The organism is Vibrio sp. 1580 (assembly GCF_033340055.1).
Window position 1 is genome coordinate 1 of the sequence record NZ_JAWOVT010000295.1, and the last position, 698, is coordinate 698.

A 698-nucleotide genomic window follows, 5' to 3' on the forward strand; every position below is an offset into this window, starting at 1 on the left:
AAACACAGCGGTGAGACACTCCAACGTGTTACGGGTTTGCCAGCGCAGTTAAAACGCGAACTGCGCAACTTAATGAGCTTCTCCGAAGTACACGCAGGGAAGAAAGTCGATCAAGCTACCCGTCTACTGAGCATCTACGAACGCGCGATTAAAATCATCACTTCGAACTCACGTTTACAACTCAGCGAATTCGAAAACAACCCAGACAAATCTCAACTAGAATGCCTCGCCGTCGATCTGCAACATACGATTACAGAACTTGATTTTGAAGGCGAATGTGGCGAGAGACTGCTTGATATTCGTGCAAAACTGTTGCTTGGCGTGAATGCAGAATCCTTAATCGAGCTGACGTTAAGCACTCTAAAGTTAGTCGTCGAAGCAACTAAGTTTGAGCGCAAAGCATCAAGCCAATTTCTCGATCAGTTAAACTCTGCTCTGGCGAGTAACCTCAAAACCGTCCATCAAAACGTCGATCAACACCATACTTATTTTGAGCATCGCCAAGAGCTGAATGCGGAAATGAATGGTTTGGTTGAGCTCAGCCAACAATCTCTCGACCAAGCACAGGATTTAGCACAACTCAAACAAGAAGTCGCTCCATTACTGGCAAAAATGGCCTCGTTGACCGAGCGCCTCACGATGACGGAAGAGAGAGAACAGGCCCTACAAGAGCGTTTAAGCTACAGCAAAAACCAACT

The 698-nt window shown here is 46.4% G+C and carries 1 pseudogene; it reads left to right on the forward strand.

What is annotated here, in order from left to right:
• Nucleotides 1-698, forward strand: a pseudogene (locus R7093_RS25625) (GGDEF domain-containing protein); the annotation flags it as partial.